13 protein-coding genes are annotated in these 16,883 nt (G+C 46.6%); 5 read left to right on the forward strand and 8 right to left on the reverse strand.

All coding sequences use genetic code 11. The annotated features are described in order from the left end of the window. Nucleotides 1-396: 396 nt before the first annotated feature. From QUB37_RS23270 to argJ, 3 genes are all read left to right on the forward strand, one after another. Nucleotides 397-591 (forward strand): hypothetical protein, encoded by a 195-nt coding sequence (locus QUB37_RS23270; protein WP_006631905.1) that lies wholly within the window; start codon nt 397-399, stop codon nt 589-591. A gap of 61 nt (nt 592-652) precedes the next feature. Beyond that, on the forward strand, nt 653-793 hold the full coding sequence (locus tag QUB37_RS23275) for a hypothetical protein (RefSeq protein ID WP_333035219.1): 141 nt from the start codon (nt 653-655) through the stop codon (nt 791-793). A 320-nt stretch (nt 794-1,113) separates the two neighbouring features. Beyond that, nucleotides 1,114-2,355: a bifunctional ornithine acetyltransferase/N-acetylglutamate synthase gene (gene argJ, locus QUB37_RS23280; RefSeq protein ID WP_333166698.1), complete on the forward strand. Its 1,242-nt coding sequence runs from the start codon at nt 1,114-1,116 to the stop codon at nt 2,353-2,355. 318 nt (nt 2,356-2,673) lie between these two features. Here argJ and QUB37_RS23285 read toward each other — a convergent pair whose 3' ends face one another. From QUB37_RS23285 to QUB37_RS23315, 7 genes are all read right to left on the reverse strand, one after another. After that, nucleotides 2,674-3,912 carry a hypothetical protein gene (locus QUB37_RS23285; RefSeq protein WP_333166637.1) on the reverse strand — a complete coding sequence of 413 codons (1,239 nt, stop codon included), beginning with the start codon at nt 3,910-3,912 and terminating at the stop codon, nt 2,674-2,676. 211 nt (nt 3,913-4,123) lie between these two features. After that, nucleotides 4,124-5,344 (reverse strand): decarboxylase, encoded by a 1,221-nt coding sequence (locus QUB37_RS23290; protein WP_333166639.1) that lies wholly within the window; start codon nt 5,342-5,344, stop codon nt 4,124-4,126. Between the two features lie 153 nt (nt 5,345-5,497). Continuing rightward, complete coding sequence (locus QUB37_RS23295; protein WP_333166641.1) at nt 5,498-7,288, reverse strand: asparagine synthetase B family protein; 1,791 nt, start codon at nt 7,286-7,288, stop codon at nt 5,498-5,500. After that, nucleotides 7,289-7,912 (reverse strand): DUF3859 domain-containing protein, encoded by a 624-nt coding sequence (locus QUB37_RS23300; protein ID WP_333166644.1) that lies wholly within the window; start codon nt 7,910-7,912, stop codon nt 7,289-7,291. 278 nt (nt 7,913-8,190) lie between these two features. Then, nucleotides 8,191-8,907, reverse strand: coding sequence for an HAD-IA family hydrolase (locus QUB37_RS23305; RefSeq protein WP_333166647.1), 717 nt, complete (start codon nt 8,905-8,907; stop codon nt 8,191-8,193). Between the two features lie 153 nt (nt 8,908-9,060). Further along, nucleotides 9,061-10,974, reverse strand: coding sequence for a S9 family peptidase (locus QUB37_RS23310; protein WP_333166651.1), 1,914 nt, complete (start codon nt 10,972-10,974; stop codon nt 9,061-9,063). A 178-nt stretch (nt 10,975-11,152) separates the two neighbouring features. Further along, nucleotides 11,153-12,346: an NAD(P)/FAD-dependent oxidoreductase gene (locus tag QUB37_RS23315; RefSeq protein WP_333166652.1), complete on the reverse strand. Its 1,194-nt coding sequence runs from the start codon at nt 12,344-12,346 to the stop codon at nt 11,153-11,155. A gap of 380 nt (nt 12,347-12,726) precedes the next feature. On the opposite strand from QUB37_RS23315, the gene QUB37_RS23320 reads away from it, so the two are divergent. Together QUB37_RS23320 and QUB37_RS23325 are read left to right on the forward strand one after the other, a co-directional pair. Beyond that, nucleotides 12,727-15,807 carry a PAS domain S-box protein gene (locus QUB37_RS23320; RefSeq protein ID WP_333166655.1) on the forward strand — a complete coding sequence of 1,027 codons (3,081 nt, stop codon included), beginning with the start codon at nt 12,727-12,729 and terminating at the stop codon, nt 15,805-15,807. Nucleotides 15,808-15,849: 42 nt separating this feature from the next. Beyond that, a complete protein-coding gene (locus QUB37_RS23325; RefSeq protein ID WP_333166658.1) occupies nt 15,850-16,275 on the forward strand; it encodes a DCC1-like thiol-disulfide oxidoreductase family protein in 426 nt (141 codons plus the stop codon). Between the two features lie 41 nt (nt 16,276-16,316). Here QUB37_RS23325 and QUB37_RS23330 read toward each other — a convergent pair whose 3' ends face one another. After that, entirely contained in the window at nt 16,317-16,742 is a 426-nt protein-coding gene (locus QUB37_RS23330) for a hypothetical protein (protein WP_333166661.1), read from the reverse strand. Between the last annotated feature and the right edge of the window lie 141 nt (nt 16,743-16,883).

Genomic DNA, 16,883 nt, shown 5'->3' on the forward strand with positions numbered 1-16,883 from the left:
AACAATTTTTTTTCAATAATAAAGGAACAAATGGAGTCATATTTTAATTGGGTCAACAGGTAAAAGATGAGTAAAATCACTCATTGACAATAGTGCTTTTAGCTTAACTTGTGAGTAATGGCCACTAGCAATTACGTAGTCGCTAAAATGTGGCTCTTAGAAGACGAATATGGTCAAATTTTGCCAAGTGCTGCTTGGGGTTGGGCCTGAATCCACGAGCCAAAGCCCGATCGCACTTCCTGCAACCTCGATCGAGATTCTCGCCCCATAGCCCAATTGTAAAGTTTTGTGACAATTTTGATTTGGTAGCTTTAGATACAGAATTGTCTGTTATAGTGATAGAAGAGAAGAAAAAACAAGCCCAACATTAATCTAAAGAATACGGAGGAAACCCATATGTCTACTGAAAATCAAGCTCGCTCTCTGATGATGCGCCACCACCAACTGGTGAAGAACCGCCAGCAATCCATGCTCAACCGCACCGCCACCGAAGTCGGGATGGAAGATACGCACTACTGGGGTCACATTCAAGGCAAACCGCAGCCCAGCTTTCAAGCGAGTTACGATCGCAGCAACGCCACTATGAGCTAGGCCAAGCTCAATTTCGACAATTGTCTACGAAGTTATTACCTAGAATTTGGAGAAATCAGTGATGTCAACTCAAGAACAAGCCCGCAACCTGATGATGCGCCATCAACACGTCGTCAAAAACCGTCAGGAATCCATGCTGAGCCGTGTGGCTGCTGAAGTTGGTTTAGATGCTGGTTCTCCAGCGAATATCGATCGCAAATAACCCCTTTTTTCAACGGCGAGATAGTTGAATCGAGTTTGTTGTTTGCCACCTAAAAATTAATAATGTCAATTACAAAACCGTCGCGACTTCTTCTTGAGTTCTAACTCTAGATTGGAAGCCGCGATTAGTTTTATGGGGAATTGGGAATTGGGAATTGGGAATTGGGAATGGGAAATTGGGTTCAAAACAATCTAAAATCTAAAATCTAAAATCGTTTGACCGATCGCTGACGCCGAAGTCTAAAATCTAAAATCTAAAATCTAAAATCTAAAATGGTATAATCCCCTTTCAGCAGATTGAAGGCTACTAGGGAGGTCATGATGTCGGACTGGAAAGAAATTGACGGCGGAGTTACAGCACCCAGAGGGTATCGAGCATCGGGAATTACAGCGGGTTTGAAGCCTTCAGGCTTGCCGGATTTAAGTTTAATTTTGTCAGAGGTGGACGCGATCGCCGCCGGAGTCTTCACGACATCAACAGTCCGGGCCGCTTGTGTGGACTACTGCCGCCAGCGTTTGCAAGCTAAACCCAGCGCGAAAGCAATTTTGTGCAATGCGGGACAAGCTAATGCTGCTACTGGCGAACAAGGTTTGGCAGATGCCCTCGAAAGTGCCAAATTGTTGGGAGAAGCGCTGAATATTCCTCCAGAATCTATTCTTTTGGCCTCCACGGGCGTCATCGGACAGCGGATAAAAATGGAGCCACTGAGGGCGGGAATTCCCCGATTAGTTGCTGAGGCATCGGAAACTGGTTCCGATGCAGCGGCTAAAGCTATTTGTACGACTGATTTAGTGCCGAAAACGATCGCCCTGGAAACCATGTTTGGCGATCGGCCCGTCCGCATAGGCGGCATTTGCAAAGGTTCGGGAATGATTCACCCGAATATGGCAACAATGCTGGCATTTGTAACTTGCGATGCAGCAGTGTCATCGCATTTGTGGCAAGAAATGGTGAGTCGGGCGGCTAACAGAAGTTTCAATCAAATTACTGTTGACGGCGATACCAGTACCAACGATTCGCTAATTGCTTTGGCAAACGGTCAATCCCGCACACCGGCAATTACGGAAATGGGGGCAGATGCTGAAAAATTAGAGGCAATGCTGACAGAAGTTTGCGTGCATTTAGCAAAGGCGATCGCCCGTGACGGCGAAGGTGCAACTTGTTTGGTGGAAGTGCAAGTTAGTGGCGCGCTGGATGAAGTTTCTGCGAGTAAAATTGCCAAAACAATTGTCGGTTCTTCTTTGGTGAAAGCTGCTATTTTCGGACGCGATCCGAATTGGGGCAGAATTGCGGCGGCGGCTGGGCGCGCTGGTGTCGCTTTCGATCAAGAGAATTTGCGGATTCAATTGGGGGATTTTTTGATGATGGAAAACGGACAACCTAAAGAGTTCGATCGCGCTGCTGCAAGTAATTATATGAAAGCGGCTGCGGAGGGAGAATATTTGAAGGCTGATACGGTTTTAATTCAGATTAGTGTCGGGAATGGCAGCGGTTTTGCTAAAGCTTGGGGATGCGATTTGAGTTACGACTACGTGAAGATTAATGCGGAGTATACGACTTAAAAAAGTTCACGACGTTACAAGTCCGGGTGGTTAGAAACCGCGTCTACACAAACAAAACCAGACGAGAGCGGGTTAAAGGCAAATTTCACACAATTTAAACTAAACTTCCCCCCGTGGGGGGAAATTTAAAAATCTGAAACCTTTACTCACCAAGTTAATCTCAGCTTTTTTGCTCCTCCTTTTAAAATCGCTGAAGCCATTACACAGATAAGCTTTTTATGATTTTAACTAAAGAGCGCTAAAAATCTTATTCAGACTAAGTTTCAAGACTTTTTAAGGTTATTATTAATAAGTCTAAAAAAATCTTGAAAACACGCCCTAACCGAAACTATCGGAGACAAACACATAGCCACCACCATACCCGACAGCATTATCCACTAATATTAAGCCGTCATTGGTCTGCGGATCGCCACTCTGAGCAAGTCCATAATTCACCACGCGCAACAACCGCTGTGGGGTAAACGATTCCAATTCCACAAAATTCCCTGCATCCAGCCATGCTAGTTCTTCGGCTGTTAAACCTTGCCTCACTGTGTCGGGTAATTGACGGGCGGTTTGTGCGACTGTTTGAGATTGCTGCACAAACATATCGCGGGTTGCTAAGATTTGACGGGGAGAAATTCCCAAATCAAAAATCGTCACCGCTTGATTGCCAAACCAGTTTGGACTGGTTCGCAGTTGATGTACCAAGCCAACTCCAGCAGGGCTCGCATTGTGCAGTGCATAGACTTTTAAATCGGTATTACGCCGCAGCATTTCAATCACGGTACTGAAGATGCTTTGGGGATAGCCACTAATACTAAGAATCGCGCAGTTGTTTTCAAAATGGACGTTGTTGGCAATGAGGAATTGAGCTATTTCGTCACTGTCACAGATAATTGCGCGATCGAAACTGTAGGCGGTGATTTCGGGATCGATGGCGGCGGGTAAAGCGTTTTGACGAGGAGCCGACAGCAGTTTTTCTAACGTTCCGTTCACCCTTTGCCAGCGTTGTAGCCATTCATCGCTCTGCGCTGCATTGACGAGAAATACTTCACGAATTTCCTGTTGACGACGTTTTTGTGAGGTGCCGAGCCACAAGGAAAATAGCCCTAGGAAACAGACTGTGATATACCCGGTAAAAGAATTAATAATCAGACTGAAGGGAACACCTATCACTAAAATAATTATCCCTAAAATTTGTAGATTTTTAGCATTATTTTTTCTGCTGTGAATACCTTGCTGAGAAGAGTTGCTATTTTTAAAAAGTTGCCCAATCCACAAAACATTGTAAAAAATGAATAAAATAAAAACTGCTAATTGCGGCGGATCTTGAAGCATATTACTAATAAAAATCCAGACGAAAATCGCTCCCAAAACGGGGAAAAATAAGTATAAACCAAGCCAACTCCATTGGCCAATTGAAGCACGATATTTAAGCCTTTTGTCAATAAAATACAAAAACTGTTTGAGCGTGAAGAATAACATATTTTGGCTGGAAATATCTTCGATCGCCTTCTTGAAAAACGGATCGGTGAATGCGAATCTTTGATCGGTGACGGTAGTGGGTTCAAACACAAACAGATGGTTGCACTGTTTGCAACGACCTGAGTTCCTGGTACGATCTCTCAAAATGTTGTCGGTGTTACACTGGACGCATTTCATTCCCATTTCGGTTACTCCTGATTAATTTAATGGATTTATATCGTTGGCGGTTGTTTCGGAATGATTTTACCGCAGAGGCCGCAGAGGGCACAGAGGAAGAGAAGAGAGAGATGAATAGTTCGGTTTAAAAGATTTGCCCGTTTAACAAGATAGAATAGTCTTCTCGCTGTCGAATTAATCGATCGCCCGTAGCATCAATCAACACCTCAGCAGGGCGGGGGCGGTGCAGAAAATGTGACGACATCGCATAGCCGTAAGCCCCGCTATCCAAAATCAGGATCGCATCTCCAATTTTGAGTTTGGGTAGCCAACAGTTGCGCCCCAAATAATCCCGCGAATAAGTTGTGTTGCCGCAAATATCCGTTTCATGTCGCGATACATCGTCGGTTTCCCAAGTCGCGATCGCCCGATAGCCCCCGTGCACCGCAGGCACCGATAGATTTGATACAGTCGTATCCACGCCGACAATTTGCCGATAGCCCAACCACTTCACCGACACAACTTTCGCAAGCAAAACGCCACAACCTGCGATCGCCGATCGTCCCGGTTCAATCACCAACTCGATCGGGCGAGATAGCGCACTCAATCGTTCAGTAATCGCCGCACCAAACTCCCGCCAGTCAAACACTGCACCGCCTCGATAGGGATAGCCAAAACCACCGCCAAAATCAAGGGTTCGCCAATCTGGCAACTGTTGGGCGATCGCAATTAGCCGATCGATCGCCTGCGTAAAAGCACTCGTGGCGTTAGTTCCAGTCCCCCGATAAAAATGCAGTCCAGTGATGCTAAACCCTTGCTGCTGCGCGATTTCGTTGGCTTTCTCAAATTCGGCGGGACGCACTCCAATCCGACTGTCTCCCGTCAATTCCGGTGAGTTGAGGCGCAGTCCAATTTCGGCACGGATCGATCGCGGTTGACTGCCGCAATATTCGCAAAAATCTTGGAGTTGCGACAGACTATCGAAGTTAAATCGATCGATCTTCCATTCAATCAATTGCTGAATATCCGCCCTGTTGAGGTTACTGCCCGTGTAGACAATGCGATCGCTCGTAAAACCCGCTTTCAGCCCCAAAAAAACATCCCCCGGTGTATTCGCGTGTAGCCCCCAACCAGCTTGCTGAATCAATTGCAACAGAGCAATATTGCCGTTGGTGACGCTAGCAAAATGAAACTGAACGTGCGGATAGTCGATCGATCGCGTAATATGCTCAAGAGTCTGACGGAGGATATCGGCTTGATACACATATAAGGGCGAACCATAGGTTGATAACAGTCGCTTAGCCATTGCTTCGGAGAACGGCGGCGAATGTATTTTGGTTTCATTCTCTAGCAAAGATTCAGTCATATAGAAGAAGTTCGGCAACGGATTTTGTAACGGATGTAACGGATGTTCGGCAACGAATTATTTAACGGATTTAACGGATGTTCGGAACAGGGAAGATTGTAAAATCAACAGTCAACAGTCAACAGTCAACAGTCAACAGTCAACAGTCAACAGTCAACAGTCAACAGTCAACCTCCTTCGATATTTCCAAATGCGTTGGCCGATCGCCGGTGGCAACCAAAACACATGATCGAGCGATCGCTTAACCGGAATTTCGCCTAAAACCTCGGTTCGCCATGCCTGCCACATCAGCAGCAGCCAGAGATTATTGCCAATATAGCGATCGCGCATTGCAACTCCGAGTTGTCCCGATAACATCGAGTCAGCCAAATAAGGTTGCCAGCAATTTTGCGATCGCAACAGATTCGGATTCAGCCGATCGCCGATCGCAGCCCAAAATTCGCGGTAATACCAAACCTTCAACGGCACACCCATCCCGCGCTTTTCCCGCCAGACAATTTCCGGTGGCAGCCAGCGTTCGGAGGCTTTTTTGAGGATGTATTTTTCGCACGCACCTTGCAGTAGCAGCTCGCCAGGGAGTTGAAACGTCCATGCTGTGAGGTCGGGGTCGCAGAAGGGCGATCGCACCCACAAACCGCAAGCAAACGCCAATGCCGTTGCCCTCGGCTGAATATTTTGGGCACCTTTGAGCATCAGCGAAGCGCGCCGCAGCCTCGCTAGCAGGGAGGGACAGGTTTCGGGATCGATCGCGTCTTGCAGGTAAACGCTCAAATCGTGAGACTGGATGCGATCGAGCATTTCTGGCGAAAAAATCTGTTTTTCATAACCATAAAATCGCTGAAATGTCCGCAAATACTGCTGTTCAAAGGTTTCTTTTCCGGCAGGATGTTCTGCACTGTAAACTCCGTTGGCAATCAAAGGTTTGTTTGTCCATCCGGCAAATAGCTGATCGCCATTCTCGCCATTGAATACAACTCGCACGTCTTGCGCCGCCGCCTGTTTGAGCAAAAACAGCGGGGCTGTTGTGCCATCTCCATAGGGTAAATCGAGGGCTTTGGCGGTTGGCCCGATCGCGCGCAACACTGCATCACCCGTCGCCGCCACTCGGATCAGCGGAATCTGGAAAAAGTCCGCCACCTGTTGGGCGTAGGGCAGTTCGGAATAGGCTTCGACACCAAAATCGAGGGCATAGGCGCGCACTTGCAAGCCTGCTTTCACTAGCAGCGCCGTCACCAGGGAAGAATCGATGCCACCGGAGAGTAAAACGCCTACGGGTTCGTCGATCGGCAAATCGGCCACTTGTCGATCGATCGCCTGTTGCAACAGCCCTTGCAATTGTGCGATCGCCTCGTCTTCACTCCGCAGTAGTTGGGGCGCTTCCTGCCAAGCCGATGGCAGCGATTCCCTACGGGATAGCTTCGCCGCGCGTACTTTCGGCTGATTGTTAATATCGGCGATTTCCCAAATCATCTCGCTTCCGGCTGCTACGGATGCAATTTGCTTGATCGGCGTTAACGGGGCGGGCACGTAGGAAAAACAAGCATAACTGTGTAGCGCGATCGGGCTAATTTGAGGGGAAGCAATCAGCGGTAGCAGCAATTGCATTTGCGTCGCAAACCAAATCGTTTCTCCCAACTGCATCCAGTAAAGCGGCACTCGCCCAAAAGGATCGCGCCCCAGCCGTAGCTGTTTCGCTTCTACCGCCGCCCAAGCATCTCCCGGTAAATCGGTTGGCCCAAATCGCCCGCAAGCATTCAGCGTCACTGTGTCAGCCGTGAGTACAGATGCAGAGGCGATCGCCCATTCTGATAATTTACCCTGCCGAATGCAGTAATCTGGGACTAAACGGCTGAGCGTTTTTGTGCGTGAAGCGAAGCTATCCCGTAGGGAATCGTCCAGTCCCCAATAGCCGATAAAATGTGAAGGTTTGTCGATCGCACCCATCTATTTCACCGTGAAAGGTTCACTGCTGATCGCGCGCCCATCCAGGGACATCCGAACTTCCCATTTGCCTGGGGCTGCAGCAGATCCGAGATCGTAAAAGCAGTGCGTATTCCAAACCGCAGTATCGATCGTGCGAGTTTGATACCTGCCCTGATGAACAATGTCACCGCTGGGGTTAATCCAGTCGCATTGTAAAGACAACTCACGACCGATCGGAGCATTTTGCAACGTCACCTGGTAGTAGATGCGGGGATTAATTTGACGGTTGACTTGAGTAAGGCTGTCACCGCCCTTTTGAGATAGGGCAATTCGGTCTTCTCCTGCGACAATTTGAGCAGTTTGCTGCTGCTGATTTTGCCCGAACAGCACGCCTATACCGATCGCAGAAATGACAACAACTGTCGAGGCGATCGCGATCCAACGGTTGCGTCGCTGCTGTTTTTCTAGGACTTCGCGGCGGCGCACTTGGGCGATCGCATCTTCTAAAAGCTCATCAGGAAGATTCAACTCTCGTAAAATTTCTCTTACCTGATCTGGGGCCAATTCTAACTCGCGCTGCTGCGATAACTTGTCGATCTCAGCGATCACCTGTGCTAATTGAGTTTGAGTAAGTCGAGGTTCCATAAAGTTCTTTCCAGTTAAAAGTTAGATATATAAATCACCCCTCTCTTCTCTTCCTCTGCGCCCTCTGCGCTCTCTGTGGTTAAATTATCCATATTATTCAATAAATAGCTCTCAAAGTCAATTCATAAAAATCATAACCTTGACCTCATAAAAATCATATTTATAGGACTTAGCATGGGGGCCCAGAAACCGGGGCTTTTTACAAAAACACTTCTTTTTTGCAACCCGCATATTAGGTAAAAAACCAAGTTTCTTTGTCCGAGTGAATAAATCCTGACTTATATAAAATCCAGACTAGGAAACTCTTCTACTTTTTGGAAATCAGTTAAATTCAACTTTCCTGAATCTATTTTTTCCTGTTGACGATTCAACCAAATTGCGTTTAGTCCCGCATTTTTAGCACCACAATAATCAGCCTTGAAGCTGTCGCCAATATGCAAAACATTCTCGGCAGTGCAGTTGTGCTTTTGCAATGCTGCGGTAAAAATTTGAGAGTCTGGTTTTGCTGCACCAACTTCGGTAGAAATTGTCACTGATGTGAAATATTCCGCTAAATTTAGTGCTTTTAATACTGCATAAATTCGGGAATCGAAATTCGATACTACTGCTAATTCAATTCCTTGTTGCTGCCACTTATTTAAGGCTGGGAATACGTCGGGATAGACGAACCAAGGTTCGGCGGTGGCAAAATGAGCGTAGAGTTCGACAAAGAATTTGGGAAAGTCTGAAAATTGATTGAAAACGCCTGCTATTTGAAAAGCGTTCGCGCAAACTGCTTGCCACCATTCAAATTCTAGCTGGGGAATTTTGGCTAATTCTTTTCCGGGAAATGCCATCGGATTTGAGTCGGCAAAACTTTGAAAAAATGCTGCATTTAACTCTTCGTTAGAAACAGTTACTCCCCAACTGCGGGCAAATTTTCCGTAGACTTCGCCGACGCTGCCGCGCACGTCAAATAACGTGCCTGCGGCATCGAGAAAAATAATTTTGGTCATTTGAGAAGAAAAAGGGAAGAGGAAAGAGGACTTATCGCACATCCGGTTGCATCGGAATGATTTAACCACAGAGAACACAGAGAACACAGAGGAAGAGAAGAGAAGAGAGATTTGAGTAATTCCTTCTTTGTTCTTCTTTTTTCCTTATTCCTTCTAATGAGTTGTTTGTGGATTCACTAAACCAGAATGATTGGCAATGTTGCCCGCCGGTTCAAATCTGCCTCCTAAATATTTGGCTAGGAATTCTTCGGCGATCGCATAAAAGTGCAGGCGATTTTCCGGCCGCGCAAATCCGTGTCCTTCGTCTGTATAAAGCACGTATTCTACAGGTTTGCCAGCTTGCTTCATGGCATTGACAATTTGCTCGCTTTCTGCTTCTTTGACTCGCGGGTCGTTGGCACCTTGGGCGATTAGTAAAGGTTTCTGGATGCGATCGACAAAAGATAAAGGCGAGATCGATTTCAGAAACTCTGGTTCTGTTTCCAAATTGCCCACGCGGTGATACAGACTTGCTTTTCTCGGTTCCCAGTAAGGGGGAATAGTTTGCAGCAGTGTAATCAAATTGCTGGGCCCGACAATATCGACGGCGCAGGCAAAAACATCGGGACTAAAAGTCAATCCCACTAAGGCAGCATAACCGCCGTAGGAACCACCCATAATCGCAATTTTATCGGGTTGGGAAATTCCTGTTTCTACCAGCCAATTAACTCCATCTAGCAAGTCGTCGTGCATCTTAGCGGCCCATTCGCGATTGCCGGCATTGAGAAAGGCTTTGCCGTAGCCGGTGGAACCGCGAAAATTGATTTGCAAAACGGCGTAACCTCGGTTGGCCAGCCATTGGGCTTGTGGATTGTAACCCCAGGTATCGCGTGCCCAGGGGCCACCGTGAACTAGCAAGACTGTCGGTACGGGTGTTGAGACACCAACCGGTTTTGTCAGGTAGCCGTGAATGGTTAAACCATCTCTTGCCGTGTAAGAAATGGGTTCCATTGATGATAGCGGTAGCCCTTCGAGTTTGGGTTGGTTGCTAAACAGAAAGGTGAAGGTTTTGGAGGCGCGATCGTACACATAGTAGTAAACTGGGCCGTCGTCTGTCCTGTAAGCGATTAGCCAAGTGGTATCGGCGAGGTTGCGGCTGGTAAGGTCGAATTCGCCGGGGCGAAATTTGCCGATCGCCTCAAAATCATCTGCTATACTTTGGTCTAAAATCTGCCACTCTTGCTTGTCCTTGTAGAAGGAAACCGCCTGAATCTCTCGCTTGGTGGGGTGTCCGACAATGTTGCCGACATCGTATTCTGGGTCAGAGGCGAGATCGGTTTCTTGTTTAGTTTCTAAGTCTAATGCGATCAAACGTTCGGCGTTAGCATCATGATTGCCGATGATGTAAAGAATTTTGCCGTTTTCTGAGAACATGAGGGCACCACCTTCCTCATCGGGCCCCCACCTTCGCAGGCTTTCCCAAGACTTGTCGGCAGTTTCCCGAAACACCAATTCTGAGCCACCGTCGGCAGTGGTGGCTGTGGCCGCCCGCACTTGGAATTGGGCGTCAGCAATCCAACGGACGACGTTACCTGGATTGTCGGTGTCAAATTCAACGGCACCATTTTTGAGGTTGATGCGGTAAACGTCGTGTTTGCTGCGATCGCGGATGTTCATTCCCACTAATATTTCATTGGGGAATTTGCGGTCAAAGGCGATCGTCTGAGCTTGAACGCCTTGAAATGGTGTCAAGTCGCGAACCAGATTTGACTGGATATTGACTGAGAATAAATGCCAGTTTTCATCACCCTCAGCATCTTGGAGATAAATTAGCTCTTCGCCGCTGTAAGTCCAGTAAAAGATGCGGATGCCTCGTTTTTTATCTGCTGTCAGTTGGCGATCGTCTGCTTGACCGACGGTACGCAATTGCACTTGCAAAACGTTGTTTTCATCTGGTGCAATGTAGGCAAGATACTTGCCGTCGGGTGAAAGTCGGGGGCTAGTTTTTTCGGGATTTCCGAAGAGAATTTCCCGCTCTATCAACGGTGGAAGTTCAGTTTTGGGCTGTTGAAATGTGGAAGTTGGCATCTTTTTGCGTGCGTAATATTCTCTGAATCTACACTCCGACAGAAAAAACCAGGTTTTTACCAAATATGCGGGTAGTAGTGAAGTATTTTCGTGAAAAACCCGGTTTCGGAACCGCCATCATAAGTTTTACCATCAACAATCAACCGTCAACGGTTAACAGTTAATAGTCAACAATTAACTAACTTTTAAGCAAATCCTGAATCGGCTTGCTAATCCAATTGAAACCAACTTTTAACTGATGATCAAATGTTGGCATCCGATAGAGATAAGCTAAGCGGCGAGCAATGTGGGCTAGTTGTCCGTCGAGTTTAATTCCTAAACCTGCCAGGGTGGCGTTGTCAATTCCTAATGTCATCATTTCTCCTAGCGGCTGATAGCGGAAAGGAAGTAATGGGCGGCCGGTGAGGGATGCCCAAATGTTCCAGGCGGTGTAGTCAGCTTGCTGGAAGGCTGTTTGGGCTGTTCCGGGGACTTTTTGACCCGTTGCATCGTGACATTCAGCTAAGTCTCCCAAGGCAAATATATCTGGATGGTCGATAATTTGCATTGTCGGATTGACTGTTAATTGACCGCGGCGGTTTTGTTTGAGGGGTAGCGATCGCACTGCTTGACTAACTTGAGTTCCTACTGTCCACAGAACTATGTCTACGGGGAGAACATCTAATTGTCCTTTGTAAAGTAAGGATATTGTGTCCGCTTCGATCGCCTCTACTTCTGTTTCTAAGTCGATCCACACTTTCCGTTTTTCTAAAGCTTGGCTGGCGGCTTCGCGGTTAAACTCCGGTGATGTCCGCAGAATCATGTCGCTTTGCTCGACTAACCGCACGCGACCTTTTTCTCCGAGTCGATCGGCTAATTTACAAGCTAATTCTACTCCTGAATAACCGGCGCCGACGATCGCAACCCGAATTTTATCGGTGTTGCTGGCTTCTAAAAACCGCAATCTTTCTTCTAAGCGGTAGGCGTCGTCGAGAGTGCGAAAAGAGTAAGCATATTCAACCGCACCCTTGACCATATCTAGAGGGGTTTCGCCGCCTAAAGCTAAAACCAGGCGATCGCACGGAATTTCTGGCCCGTCGTGCAACTGCACTCGCTTTTCCTCCACATCGATGCCGGAGACAGTACCCTGACAAAAGCGCACACCTGTGTTCTGCAAGAGTTCGGCAAACGGTGGGGCAATTTCCCAGGTTTGGAGTTCGTCGGTCAGGAGTTCGTACAGCAGGGGAACGAACAAAAATCGATCGCGGCGGTCAACTAGGACAATTTCTGGTTTTTCGGTTTTGGAGAAGGGTAACTGACTCAAGCGCAGGGCTGTGTAGAGTCCGCCGAAGCCTCCGCCGAGAATGCAAATCCGGGGTTGTTGTTGAGTCATGGTGTTTTGTTTGAGGGGCGATCGGTAGCAAGGAAACTTATCTTATTGTAACGAGAGTGGGGGAGTGAGGGAGTGGGGGAGTGGGAGTGGGAGTGGGAGAAATGGGGAGAGGGGGAGAGTGGGAAAATCTTCCCTGTTTCCCTCGATCCTCAAGATCCATCCGTTAAATGCGTTAAATGCGTTAAATCCGTTGCCGAACTGTTTTCTCTATCTCTAGCCTTGATTAGCTCTACCTATTAGCCACCCTCAAATTTTCTGAATGTTCGTAGAACTAATTTTGTACTATATTAGTTTATAACGAATTATTTCGCAAATTTAATTCACTTTTTATAGGGTCATCTACTGTAACACTTGCCCCCGCACTCACAAGTGAAAAAATCATGCAAATTTCCTCGAATTCTTCTAAATTTAAGAACGGCGATCACAATAACGAAGACGGCTCATCTTTGTTAAAAAGCGAAGAAAAATATAAAAATTTAGTAGCTAATATTCCCGGTGCTGTCTACCGCTGTACCTGCGAGTATACGGACGACGAGGAATTAACACGGACAATGGCGTTTTTGAGCGAGACGGTTCAAGAAATATCAGGCTATCCCTCTTCTGATTTTATCAACGATCGCGTCCGTTCTTTTTCCAGCATTATCCATCCTCAAGACCGCAAAAATGTGGATGCTACTGTCAAAAAAAGTGTAGCAACCAGAACTTCGTACATCCTTGAATACCGGATTGTCCGGGCTGACGGCGAAATTAGCTGGGTTTACGAAAAAGGCAAAGCTGTTTGCTGCGAGGCGGAAGAGGCTAGAGGAAAACAAGAGGGACAAGAGGAACTTGAGGACTTTTTGTCGGCTGTGGTTTCGCCGGTTTCGCCGGTTTCGCCGATCGCAAATTCTCTGTGTCGGGTTGTTTATCTCGACGGAGTGATTTTGGATATTACTGAACGAAAGCGAGCTGAGGAAAACCTGCGAAACACTCAAGAGTTTCTGAATGCGGTACTGCAAAATCTGCCGATTAGTGTCTTTATTAAAGATGCTGTCGAGCAAAAATTTATTTATTGGAATACTGCTAGCGAAGAATTGTTTGGCTATTCCAGGGATGAAGTGCTCTTAAACAATGCTGCTGACTTGTTGAATTCAGAGGAGGCAAATTACTTGCAAGCACAAGATTTAGAAGTGTTGGCAACGAGAAAAGGCGTCGATTTGCCTGAAGAAACTATCCAACTTCCCCATCGGGGAAAGCGGATTTTGCACACGAAAAAAGTTCCTTTATTTGACGATTCGGGCGCGCCTAAGTACATTCTGGGTATTGCTGAAGATATTACGGAAAGAAAAAAAAATGAAACCGAATTGTCGCGTTTGGCTATTGTAGCTCAAAAAACGCAAAATGGTGTGATTATTACTGATGCTCAAGGCTGCATTGAATGGGTGAATGAAGGATTTACTCGGATTAGTGGTTATGTGCTGGCAGAAATACATGGAAAAAAACCGGGTGATGTACTGCAAGGCCCTCAAACAGACCCGCGAACTATTGCTAAACTGCGATCGGCTTTGGCTGCAGGTGTGCCGTTTAATCAGGAAATTTACAATTACAAAAAGGAGGGAAAGGGTTATTGGGTGGCACTTTCGATCGCCCCCATTTATCACGAAAATGGGGAACTCGAAGGTTTTATTGCGGTGCAAACTGATATTACGGATCGCAAGCAAGCAGAGGAAACACTCAGGGAGAGGGAGAATTATTACCGCTGCATTGTCGAGACGGCTTCGGAGGGCGTTTGGATGTTTGACAGCGAAAGTATCACGACTTTTGCTAACTCTCGGATGGGCGAAATGCTGGGGTATACTGTGGAGGAAATGGTGGGGCGATCGCTATTTGAGTTTATCGACTGCGAGTCTAGGGAAATAGCTGAAAGTTATGTCCAGCGCAGGCGGCAAGGCCTTCGTGAACGCCACGATTTTAAGTTTACTCGCAAAGACGGATCTCACTTGTGGGCGATCGTCTCGGCGACGCCGATGTTCGACGCTGAGGGCGAATTTTCAGGTGTTTTGCGGATGATTACCGATATTAGCGATCGCAAACAAGCCGAAGCAGAATTGCGCCAAACTCTTCAAGAGTTGGAATTTGAAAAATTTGCTTTGGATCAATCGGCAATTGTCTCGAATACCGACGAATTCGGAATGATTACCTATGTCAACGATCAATTTTGCGAACAATTTAAATATTCCCGAGAAGAACTGATTGGCAAAACCCACAGACTTGTCAATTCTGGCTATCACCCAGCAGATTTTTTCAAGAAACTTTGGTCAACCATCCGCCAGGGAAAGGTTTGGCGGGGAGAAATGAAAAATCAAGCTAAAGACGGCACATTATTCTGGTTGGATACTACGATTGTACCTTGCTTAAATACCAGCGGAGAACCCCATCAATATGTAGCAATTCGCAAAGATATTACCAATCGCAAACACGCCGAAGAAGCGGTGCAGCTTTCCGAAAGTCAATTGAGGACTAAAAATCAAGAATTGGCAAAAGCCCTGCGGGACGTGCATAAAACTCAAAGCATGATGGTTCAAAATGAAAAAATGGTAAGTTTGGGGCAATTAGTCGCTGGAGTTGCTCACGAAATCAACAATCCAGTTAGCTTTATTTACGGCAACGTCATGCACGCTGACGATTACTTTAAAGACTTGCTAAAAATGCTGCAACTTTACCAGCAGGAATACCCGCACCCAACACGGGCAATTGAACAAGAGATAAATGATATCGATTTGAATTTTCTGCTCAGAGATCTGCCGAAGCTGTTAAATTCGATGAAAATGGGAGCCGAGCGAATTCGCCAAATAGTGCTGTCACTGAAGAATTTTTCGCGTTTGGATGAAGCGGAACAAAAACAGGTTGACATTCACGAAGGGATTGAAAGCACTTTGTTGATTTTGCAGCACAGGTTTAAAGAAACTGCAGGACATCCAAAAATTGTGCTGCTTAAAGAGTTCGGCAATTTGCCCCGCGTACAGTGTTATGCAGGACAGTTGAATCAGGTTTTTATGAATATTATTGGCAATGCAATTGATGCTTTGGAAGAGGCAATGGAGACTGGACATTGGGCGGAGGGGGAACAGGGGCCTATTCCTTATTGTCCTTCGCCGACGCTGCGGATTTGTACGGATGTAAAATATGAACAGGATGCTGTGATGCAGGCAGAAACAGCAGATTCTGATGCTTCGAGTCGGCATCCTTCTCATATTGTGATTCGGATTGCTGACAACGGCCCGGGGATTCCGATAGATGTTCACGAAAGGCTATTCGATCCGTTTTTTACTACGAAAGAACCTGGTAAAGGTACTGGTTTGGGGCTGTCGATTAGCTATCAAATTGTGGTGGAAAAACACGGCGGGCAGCTTAAATGCCATTCCGCACCGGGTCAAGGCACGGAATTTGCGATCGAGATTCCTGTGGGGAATAGTCAGTAGTCAGTAGTCAGTAGTCAACAGTCAACAGTCAACAGTCAACTAATGAAATATAACGTAATTTACGACGGCAATTGCAATCTCTGTGTCACCTTGGTGCAGTTACTAGAAAATTTAGATAAAGGCCAGAATTTTGAGTATATTTCCATGCAAGATTTAGAGCAATTAAATCGCTTTGGGATTACGTCTGAAGACTGCGAAATGGGGATGATTTTGATAGATAGCAACACCCCGGAACGGCGCTGGCAGGGCAGCGATGCGGCGGAGGAAATCGGGCGGATACTTCCTGCTGGCGAGGTGTTTGTGGCTGCTTACCGGGCAATGCCGGGGATGAAGTGGATGGGCGATCGCGTGTACGAACAAGTCCGCGATAACCGCTATACTTTGTTTGGCAAGCGATCGACAACGTACAAATCTGTTTATGCGGTTGGCTGTAGGTCGATCGACAATTGCGATAATAGCAAAGACTAAAGTCCTTACTACAAACAGGAGAGCCGTGAAAACTGAATTCCTCAAAAAGATTGATTAAACAAATCGAATATCTGCTGGCAAAAGTCTTTGAGTTTTTGCGCCGACTCCACCGCAGGTTCGGTTAGACCGAGAAAATTCCAATTTTCCACAGTAGAAAAGTGCCACTGCTGACCGCTATGATCGTAACCGGCGGCCTCAACCCCGATCGCCCGCCGATATCCTTCCACCGGATCTTGGTAAAATCGGATTTGAATCAAAATACTGCGGCTTTGTAGCAAGCGACTTCTACCGGGAAAATGGAAGCCAATGTCGATCGAATCTGGATCTACAAGTTCTCTGGTATCCTCGTCATTCATCCAAGGTTTCAAATCGACTTTTGCATCCGGGAATTCGGACTTGAATAAATTAACAACCGCAGCAATTTTGCTGGCAACTTCTATATTTTTGGCTTGTTCGGCAGCGTTCACTCGAAAAACTCCTATCAAATATAGTTATTACATTTAGCTAATAATGTAACTGCATACTGCCGAATGTAGACTGTGAACAGCGGACTTTTTCAGAAATAATTAGGCATTGACAAATTTTCATATATGTGTTGTGCCGTTTTT

Source organism: Microcoleus sp. AT3-A2 (assembly GCF_036705685.1).
Taxonomy (GTDB): domain Bacteria; phylum Cyanobacteriota; class Cyanobacteriia; order Cyanobacteriales; family Microcoleaceae; genus Microcoleus.

What these genes read in the sequence shown, in the direction of transcription:
- QUB37_RS23290 (WP_333166639.1), bottom strand. Translation starts at nt 5,344, where the DNA reads ATGACTGAATCTTTGCTAGAGAATGAAACCAAAATACATTCGCCGCCG.
- QUB37_RS23305 (WP_333166647.1), bottom strand. Translation starts at nt 8,907, where the DNA reads ATGACCAAAATTATTTTTCTCGATGCCGCAGGCACGTTATTTGACGTG.
- argJ (WP_333166698.1), top strand. Translation starts at nt 1,114, where the DNA reads ATGTCGGACTGGAAAGAAATTGACGGCGGAGTTACAGCACCCAGAGGG.
- QUB37_RS23275 (WP_333035219.1), top strand. Translation starts at nt 653, where the DNA reads ATGTCAACTCAAGAACAAGCCCGCAACCTGATGATGCGCCATCAACAC.
- QUB37_RS23300 (WP_333166644.1), bottom strand. Translation starts at nt 7,912, where the DNA reads ATGGAACCTCGACTTACTCAAACTCAATTAGCACAGGTGATCGCTGAG.
- QUB37_RS23315 (WP_333166652.1), bottom strand. Translation starts at nt 12,346, where the DNA reads ATGACTCAACAACAACCCCGGATTTGCATTCTCGGCGGAGGCTTCGGC.
- QUB37_RS23295 (WP_333166641.1), bottom strand. Translation starts at nt 7,288, where the DNA reads ATGGGTGCGATCGACAAACCTTCACATTTTATCGGCTATTGGGGACTG.
- QUB37_RS23325 (WP_333166658.1), top strand. Translation starts at nt 15,850, where the DNA reads ATGAAATATAACGTAATTTACGACGGCAATTGCAATCTCTGTGTCACC.
- QUB37_RS23310 (WP_333166651.1), bottom strand. Translation starts at nt 10,974, where the DNA reads ATGCCAACTTCCACATTTCAACAGCCCAAAACTGAACTTCCACCGTTG.
- QUB37_RS23270 (WP_006631905.1), top strand. Translation starts at nt 397, where the DNA reads ATGTCTACTGAAAATCAAGCTCGCTCTCTGATGATGCGCCACCACCAA.
- QUB37_RS23320 (WP_333166655.1), top strand. Translation starts at nt 12,727, where the DNA reads ATGCAAATTTCCTCGAATTCTTCTAAATTTAAGAACGGCGATCACAAT.